The 7,050-nt window shown below is 36.0% G+C and carries 11 protein-coding genes and 1 pseudogene; 10 read left to right on the top strand and 2 right to left on the bottom strand.

From position 1 onward, the window contains the following. Positions 1-449 precede the first annotated feature (449 nt). The 8 genes and pseudogenes from J3U66_RS12700 to J3U66_RS12670 all read left to right on the top strand — a co-directional run bounded on the left by J3U66_RS12700 (position 450) and on the right by J3U66_RS12670 (position 5,193). Entirely contained in the window at positions 450-1,610 is a 1,161-nt protein-coding gene (locus J3U66_RS12700) for an AAA family ATPase (RefSeq protein WP_267349247.1), read from the top strand. 1 nt (position 1,611) lies between these two features. Further along, positions 1,612-2,556 carry a ParB/RepB/Spo0J family plasmid partition protein gene (locus tag J3U66_RS12695; protein WP_267349246.1) on the top strand — a complete coding sequence of 315 codons (945 nt, stop codon included), beginning with the start codon at positions 1,612-1,614 and terminating at the stop codon, positions 2,554-2,556. After that, complete coding sequence (locus J3U66_RS12690; protein WP_267349245.1) at positions 2,537-2,857, top strand: hypothetical protein; 321 nt, start codon at positions 2,537-2,539, stop codon at positions 2,855-2,857. Before J3U66_RS12695 ends, J3U66_RS12690 begins: the two co-directional genes overlap by 20 nt. Continuing rightward, positions 2,854-3,093 (top strand): hypothetical protein, encoded by a 240-nt coding sequence (locus J3U66_RS12685; protein WP_267349244.1) that lies wholly within the window; start codon positions 2,854-2,856, stop codon positions 3,091-3,093. Before J3U66_RS12690 ends, J3U66_RS12685 begins: the two co-directional genes overlap by 4 nt. 521 nt (positions 3,094-3,614) lie before the next feature. Then, positions 3,615-3,941, top strand: a pseudogene (locus J3U66_RS12955) (Bro-N domain-containing protein); the annotation flags it as partial. Then, positions 3,918-4,799, top strand: a complete 882-nt coding sequence (locus J3U66_RS12680) for a phage antirepressor N-terminal domain-containing protein (protein WP_416379748.1) — start codon at positions 3,918-3,920, stop codon at positions 4,797-4,799. The pseudogene J3U66_RS12955 and the gene J3U66_RS12680, both read left to right, overlap by 24 nt. Positions 4,800-4,808: 9 nt before the next feature. Beyond that, positions 4,809-4,982 carry a host cell division inhibitor Icd-like protein gene (locus J3U66_RS12675; protein ID WP_267349242.1) on the top strand — a complete coding sequence of 58 codons (174 nt, stop codon included), beginning with the start codon at positions 4,809-4,811 and terminating at the stop codon, positions 4,980-4,982. Then, positions 4,972-5,193, top strand: a complete 222-nt coding sequence (locus tag J3U66_RS12670; RefSeq protein ID WP_267349241.1) for a hypothetical protein — start codon at positions 4,972-4,974, stop codon at positions 5,191-5,193. Before J3U66_RS12675 ends, J3U66_RS12670 begins: the two co-directional genes overlap by 11 nt. A 308-nt stretch (positions 5,194-5,501) precedes the next feature. On the opposite strand, the gene J3U66_RS12665 is transcribed toward J3U66_RS12670, so the two are convergent. After that, positions 5,502-5,717 carry a hypothetical protein gene (locus J3U66_RS12665; protein WP_267349239.1) on the bottom strand — a complete coding sequence of 72 codons (216 nt, stop codon included), beginning with the start codon at positions 5,715-5,717 and terminating at the stop codon, positions 5,502-5,504. A gap of 193 nt (positions 5,718-5,910) precedes the next feature. Between J3U66_RS12665 and J3U66_RS12660 the strand changes: the two genes are divergently transcribed. Beyond that, the gene (locus J3U66_RS12660; RefSeq protein ID WP_267349238.1) at positions 5,911-6,234 is read left to right on the top strand and encodes a type II toxin-antitoxin system RelE/ParE family toxin; all 324 of its coding nucleotides are present in this window, start codon (positions 5,911-5,913) and stop codon (positions 6,232-6,234) included. Next, positions 6,224-6,523, top strand: a complete 300-nt coding sequence (locus J3U66_RS12655) for a helix-turn-helix domain-containing protein (protein ID WP_267349237.1) — start codon at positions 6,224-6,226, stop codon at positions 6,521-6,523. Before J3U66_RS12660 ends, J3U66_RS12655 begins: the two co-directional genes overlap by 11 nt. A 75-nt stretch (positions 6,524-6,598) precedes the next feature. Here J3U66_RS12655 and J3U66_RS12650 read toward each other — a convergent pair. Further along, positions 6,599-7,050, bottom strand: a 452-nt coding sequence (locus tag J3U66_RS12650) for a tail fiber assembly protein (RefSeq protein ID WP_267349236.1), incomplete at its 5' end; no start/stop codon positions are given.

The raw sequence follows: 7,050 nt of genomic DNA, 5'->3' as shown, positions 1-7,050 counted from the left end.
CGTTAACTAATCCGAGAGGGAACAGCTTAATTAATAAAACGCGCGTTTTATTAATTAAGCTGTTCCCTCTCGGATTAGTTAACGCTCAATATGTGACCTCATAATAAATTAATTCAAGAATATGTTACCTTTTGTGTTGACATTTAAATATGTACCCTTTATTATTAAATCATTCATTAAATATGTTCCCTTTAATGAAAATATAAATAGAAATTAAAAAAAATATATTTATTAAATTTGTAACCATTATTTATAAAAATGTAACAACAAAAAATGTTTATATTAATACATTGTTTTTAAATGATATTTTTGTAACATTCATAAAAGTTACAAATTTTAAAAAATAGAATTAAAAAATCAAAACTTAAAAATTTTGCTTATTTTTGGTTGTTTTGCCTTTTATAAGCAAAATGGGCTAAAATAAGCAAAATGGAAAATTAGGAGGTTTTATGTCATTAAAAACAACTTTAGAGCAGTGTGTGCGACGCGGTCAGATGATGACAACACAAATTGCACGAGCACAATTCGGCAGTGATGAACCGTCATCGCGTATAATCACTCGTCGATTCGGTATAAAAGAAGCTGCTGATCTTGCTGGTGTATCTGAACCAACAATTCGAGCAGCCGAAGATGCAGGAAAACTACCAGAACCCGACACAATAAAAGCAGGGTCAATTTCACGCAGAGCAGGTTATACAATTTATCAAATTGATAATATGAGAGAAGTATTTGGAACTCGACCTGCTCGTCCCTCCGATAGCGAACCTGTGGTTATATCTGTCTCGGTAAATAAAGGTGGAGCTTACAAAACCTCGTCGAGTGTTCATATCGCTCAATCGTACGCACTACAGGGTTATCGCACGTTAATTATTGATATGGACCCGCAGGCCACTGCGTCGCTATACCACGGCTACGTTCCCGAATTACACATAACCGGTGATGACACTGTATTACCGTTCATGTTAGGTGAAAAAAATAACCTGGCATATGCAATAAAACCAACTTGCTGGCCACAACTCGACATTATACCGTCATGTCTAGAATTACATAGAATTGAGAGTGAAGTCTATATAAATCACGACGAAGGTAAACTCAGCATAGAACCGCATCTACTACTACGTGCAGGAATTGAAACGATTTGGAACGATTACGACATTATTATTATAGATAGTGCGCCAACTCTCGGTGTCGGTACAGTAAATTTAGTTTGTGCTGCAGATGTAATTATTGTACCAACACCGGCAGAACTCTACGACTATGTCAGTTCGTACCAATTTTTTACTATGTTAAATGACGTAATGAGCAACATAGATTTGGGTGGTTTTGAGCCAGACGTGCGCGTATTGGTAACAAAATACAGTAATGCGATGGGTAGTCAGAGCGAATGGATGTTGGAACAAATACGAGGTTCGTGGGGTGAAATGGTGTTGAGTGAAATAGTTCGAACAACTGACGAGGTAGGGAAAGGTCAGATTCGAATGCGTACTATATTCGAACAGGCTGCCGACCAACGCAGTACATCATCAGCATGGAAAAATGCGGTTTCAATTTGGGAACCGGTAGCAAATGAAATTTTAAACAAATTAGTAAAACCTCGATGGGGGCTATAACATGAAACACGCACCAAAAATTAATTTTGACAATACTGAACAAACAGCAACAACAACTGCGCCAGTTAGTCGCAACACCACACCAACAGTTGCAAATCTATCACGACGAGTTGCAAATATTGCGCCTGGTAATACCATTATTTTATCTGTGCTCGGACGAGATGTGACACTAACATGCAAAACTATTGCAGCTGAATTTGTTGATAAAAAAACCATGGTTTATTCTGACAATATTCGGCTTCAAGAGCTGCTTGATGCTGATTCGCTCGCTGACATTTTGCCTACAATGTCAAAATCTGGTCAACAGTTTCCAGCAATTGGACGTGACATAAATGGTGTGATCGAGATAGCAGACGGTAGTCGTCGTCGTAAAGCTGCAATACTCGCAAATCGCGACTACATGGTGCTTGTCGGTGATTTAACAGATAAAGAGATGAACTATCTATCTGACACCGGTAACGAACATCAAAAACCGAGTGCGTACGAACTGGGAATGCAATACAAACGACGACTACATCGTGAATTTTGTGACAATCTCACTCATCTCGCAGACGATTTAAAAATGGATAGAAAAACTGTTAGAAATTATATAGAAACAGCAACGCTACCGATTGAAATAATTAAATGTTTTAAATCGCCGAATGAAATTAGTCTGCGGGCGGGCGTACGACTGGCAAAATTATATCAACAACATGCTGACGCGATGATGATGACCGCAACAGAAATCATAAAAAATAAAAAACAGCTCACAACAGAAGATGTTTTTTCAAAACTCGAATCTGTCCAGCCGTTGACCGAACAACCGACCGAGCGCAAATTTGGCAGCGGTATAACAGCAAAATACAAAAACAACACTGTCACATTTTCGTTAAAAAATGCCCCTGCAGATTTGATAAAGCAAATCGAGCAAATTTTGGAGAAAAATAATGAATCAAACAAAAATTAATGTTTTATTTATCGGCGGGAGCTACAACTCAGAAATAAAAAAAATACCAAAAATTAATTTAGACGCGGGTTTTATCGAGTTACCTCCAAACAGAACGCCCGATGAGTTTGTAGACTATATTTTAGAATCTGACATAGAAAAAGAAAAATACGAGCGCTATTACGCTACTAAAATGTGGGTCGGTAATGATGATGATTACAAAATTTATGTAGCAATAGAGCACAATAAATTAATGCTAGTTGCCAAAAATGAATTGAATGATCCCGTATCAAATTTAAAAAATTTAGGAATATTAAAATGAGTAATTTTATAGAATTAACAACGTCTGACGGAAAAATAATATTAAATACAAATAACATTATCGAAATTAAATCGATTAATTCTGTTAGCCGTGAATTTAAAACCAGTATTTTATATGCTAACGGTGAAAAATTGAGAGATTTGTGGGTTGCTGAGGATTATGAAACTATAAAAAATTTTTTACGCGCAGGTACTGTAAATAAACACATGCCTGGAGAGTGGATACGTGTAGAGTGAGAACAGGGACCCCGCTCTCAACCTATATTTATTCCATTGGTGGTCGATTCGACCACCGTTACGGGATAGTTCCGAGCAACCCAAATTGGGTTAGCTCAAAAAAGAGCTTTAGGTCATGGACGCGGTAAAATAGATTATCATCTAACTGTAGATGAATTTCATTCTTCAATGACTGAGGTACTCGAATCGAGTACCTCAGTCTGAGACGGTCAAATTGACCGTCTCGAAAAATAACAAAAAACAGGAGGTATTGACATAACAACACAAAACAATTACTGTATAAAAACCGTAGCAAAATCTGCGGTCAAGTTTAGCAGCTTGCATTGTAAAGGAGCATAAACCGCTCTAAGCGGTATTTTTATGTCATAAATCTAGCTATATCTATTCAATGGTGAGCTAGGTGAGAGAGCCGAAAGGCTCGCCGTTATCCTTTACAACGGTACTGCTAATCTTGCCTAGTTCACCGCCCATTTTTAGCAGAATGGACGGTGATTAAATAAACCAGGTAAAGGAATTTAATCATGACTACTCAACTAGTATTCAATAACACACCCCTATCTATTATTACCCTCAATAATCAAATTTGGATCTCATCTAGCGAATTATCAAAGGCACTCAACTACTCAAGCTCAAAATCTGTTACTATATTATATAACCGAAATAAAAGTGAGTTTACTAGTAAGATGACATCGGTTATCAAATTGATAACCAATGGGATAAACAATAATTTACGTGAAAAATCGGTTCGGATTTTTTCATTACGCGGTGCTCATCTAATAGCTATGTTTGCTAACACAGAAATCGCAAAAGAATTCAGACAATGGGTGCTCGATATCCTGGATAACGAAACCAAAAAAACAACCCCACCCCCTGCCACCCTCCCCGTTCTGTCTCCAGTCGAACCCACCGACGTCAAAATCGAAACCGTGAAATTTTATGATCATGAAATTGACGTAATTTTTTATGAAAATTTGCCGTATTTAATAGTCAAACAGATTAGCGATAATATAGGCATTAATTACAGTACATCGCGCGAACAAATCCAAAAACGTAATGACGTAAACCACTCGTTGAAATATATTAAATTACCAACAAATGGAGGTACCCAACGTTATTTATGCCTGCCTCTGTCAATGTTAAATGTGTGGCTACAAAAATTGGTACCTAGTCGCACAAAATCGGGGGACATGCTCCTGCGGTACCAGTGCGAATGTTTTAATTTTTTATTTAATCATTTTGCAAAAAACGGCTATAAAAAAATTGTACCGGTAATGACCAACAATTTAACTGACAACATCGAATACGAAAAATTAACAGCAGCACAAATGCGAGAACTGACGCAAAAAATACACGAGATATCCAATCAGTTTCATTTCAGCCGAACCGCTAGCGCTGCGATTTGGTTTGCTATTCGATACGTCACCGGGACACCGTCACCCGCTGAATTTGATGTTCGGCACCTGCCAATAATTACTAACGAATGCAACCGAATTAACGCGATATTAACTAAATATACAGCTGCAATAAAACAGCATGAGCGACTCATTATTGCTCATGCAATACGTAAACGTGAATCGATTGATGAGATTTTGGGGGCAATGAATAGTGAGATCAAATCAATAGAAAATTTGACTGATGATGAGCTAGTGAACTCTGTAAAACCGTGCCACAGACTGGCGTCAATCGATATTGTTGGTCAAAAATAGGGGGTGATCATGTTTACATATAAATTTGCAGCTATTCAACGCATTGATCGCACAAACACTATAGTAAAATTATCAATAACAGCAAACAACGAACGTGATGCTCGTCGTATGTTTGCTAATAATTACATTTTAGTATTAGCAGCTCGTATAAAAATCAAAGCGGAGGGTTGTTATGTTGAATAAAAATACATTACCCACCGATGATGATTTTTGCAAACTAGAACAAAAATTACAGCAATTAAAACAGCTATTACAAGAAATTGAAAAGGGAATAAAAAATGGGGGGACCGTTAAAACGTTTAAAACTCATATAGAGCGAGCAAAACAGATTAGAAATGAGTGCGACAGACTAAAAATCGATATACAACGTCAAATCCGGAAAAATATTCATTAACGTTCGTTTGAACGCGAAACAGATAATTTAATAACAGCTATAAATTAACTATATTTATAGCTGTTACAAATAAAATGGAGAACGAAATAATGAATAATGTTACAAATGACTGCATAATGAATATCGAACCAATTGACAACAAATTATCGCAGCTACACGCGCTAATGAACGTCATTCAAAACACATTAGAAATGCCCAACGGCGATATTTTTAATAATGATATAGCTAAACTGATGGAAGTAGGAAAGGACATCACAACTAGATGTAAAAACAAGCTACATAAAAAATAAATAAAGCCCCTCGTGGGCTTATTTAGTTTCTAATTTTATTATATCGTTAGCTAGTGACGCACCGTCCGTTTTAATAGCCCGTTTAATGATAGTTTTAACTGCGTTACTGCTAATATTGTATGCGTCAAAGATATCTCTAGCCGCCCAATTTTTCCATGAAATATCTCCACTGCGTCTGCTATTTGCATGTTCAACATCTCGTTTAATTTCTGCTACTAATTTTAACTCGTTCATATTGTTCCCCACCGGATTTTGTTTTATTTCGATGTCAGAACAATAACTCTCGTGAAATGCGAAGTCCAGTAAAATTTATACTTTTTTTGATATTTTTATTAAAATTGATATTTTTATTTATTTTGATAAATTTCAGTTGATTTAAATATCATATTTGATATAATTATAAAAAATGATACACGGAATTACTAAAATGTTTACAATACGAACGCATGATGACGCAAAAGAGGAAATTTTAAATTTACCGCCAGTTTTACGAGGTAAAACAATCGACCTTATTGAAAAATTACAAACAGCCGGACAACTGCGTATGCCGTTTAGTAGATCACTTGGAGGCGGATTATTCGAGTTGAGAGTTATCGAACGTAACAATATTGCTCGTACTATTTACGTGTATCAACATTCAAAAACTATTTATTTATTACATGCGTTTGTTAAAAAAACGCAAAAAACACCTGATAATGCGCTAAAAACAGCTAGAATCCGACTTAAGGAGATGATTGAAAATGACGACTAAAAAACATAACACATCATTTAGTGAGATTAAAAAACAGGCACTTGCAGATCCGATTGCGCGCGACGCATACAACGAATCACAAAAAACATGGAAGCTACGTGAACTATTAATTAGTTCACGTGAAACGGCGGGATTGTCACAAACAGAACTAGCTGCTAGATTAAATTTAGCAGCTTCAAATATCAGCAGAATTGAGAAAAGTCCGGATTGTACAAGCGTAAAAACAATTTTTAAATATCTAGATGCGTGTAACGTCGATATCGATTTTGTTTCGCATTTGCAAAAATAATAAAAAAGTATTTACACGACCTTTGGTCGTGTTATACATATTTCATTAACAGGATTTTCTATTATTTGCCACAAATTATATCAGATTAGGTTTTTCCGGCCATTTAATATCTGGCGCAGTATTAACATCTATCTGATTTAATTCAAAACGATATTTTTTCCATTTTTTAAGCATTTCAGTTTGTTGTTCTGTTGCAATCTCAGCATCAACAGCGTCTTGCAGATTACTAATTGAGCTATTTGCATCATTAAGTAATTGTGATTGTTGTGATTGCGCTGTAGTCACATCATATTGATGCTGTTTTTCTTTATCTAGTTCCCATTTTTTACCATTCCACGAATCAAAATCACTGGTTGGTTTTAACAACGTGTAACCTTCTGGGGTATCTCCGATATTAGTTACTATTGATTCTGCACCAGTTTCTGTTGAATAAATTGCTTTACCACGATGATCCACTGGGTATATCCATTTGTCACATTGACGAACAATTGCATGATCATCTTCTACTTGTTTGGGTGCATCTAAAC

The organism is Gilliamella sp. B2969 (assembly GCF_026536195.1).
Classification (GTDB): domain Bacteria; phylum Pseudomonadota; class Gammaproteobacteria; order Enterobacterales; family Orbaceae; genus Gilliamella.
This window is presented reverse-complemented; position numbering and strand designations above follow the sequence as displayed.

Excerpts from the sequence above, each read along its gene's own strand:
- J3U66_RS12700 (WP_267349247.1), top strand. The coding sequence starts at position 450 with ATGTCATTAAAAACAACTTTAGAGCAGTGTGTGCGACGCGGTCAGATG.
- J3U66_RS12695 (WP_267349246.1), top strand. The coding sequence starts at position 1,612 with ATGAAACACGCACCAAAAATTAATTTTGACAATACTGAACAAACAGCA.
- J3U66_RS12690 (WP_267349245.1), top strand. The coding sequence starts at position 2,537 with ATGAATCAAACAAAAATTAATGTTTTATTTATCGGCGGGAGCTACAAC.
- J3U66_RS12685 (WP_267349244.1), top strand. The coding sequence starts at position 2,854 with ATGAGTAATTTTATAGAATTAACAACGTCTGACGGAAAAATAATATTA.
- J3U66_RS12675 (WP_267349242.1), top strand. The coding sequence starts at position 4,809 with ATGTTTACATATAAATTTGCAGCTATTCAACGCATTGATCGCACAAAC.
- J3U66_RS12670 (WP_267349241.1), top strand. The coding sequence starts at position 4,972 with ATGTTGAATAAAAATACATTACCCACCGATGATGATTTTTGCAAACTA.
- J3U66_RS12665 (WP_267349239.1), bottom strand. The coding sequence starts at position 5,717 with ATGAACGAGTTAAAATTAGTAGCAGAAATTAAACGAGATGTTGAACAT.
- J3U66_RS12660 (WP_267349238.1), top strand. The coding sequence starts at position 5,911 with ATGTTTACAATACGAACGCATGATGACGCAAAAGAGGAAATTTTAAAT.
- J3U66_RS12655 (WP_267349237.1), top strand. The coding sequence starts at position 6,224 with ATGACGACTAAAAAACATAACACATCATTTAGTGAGATTAAAAAACAG.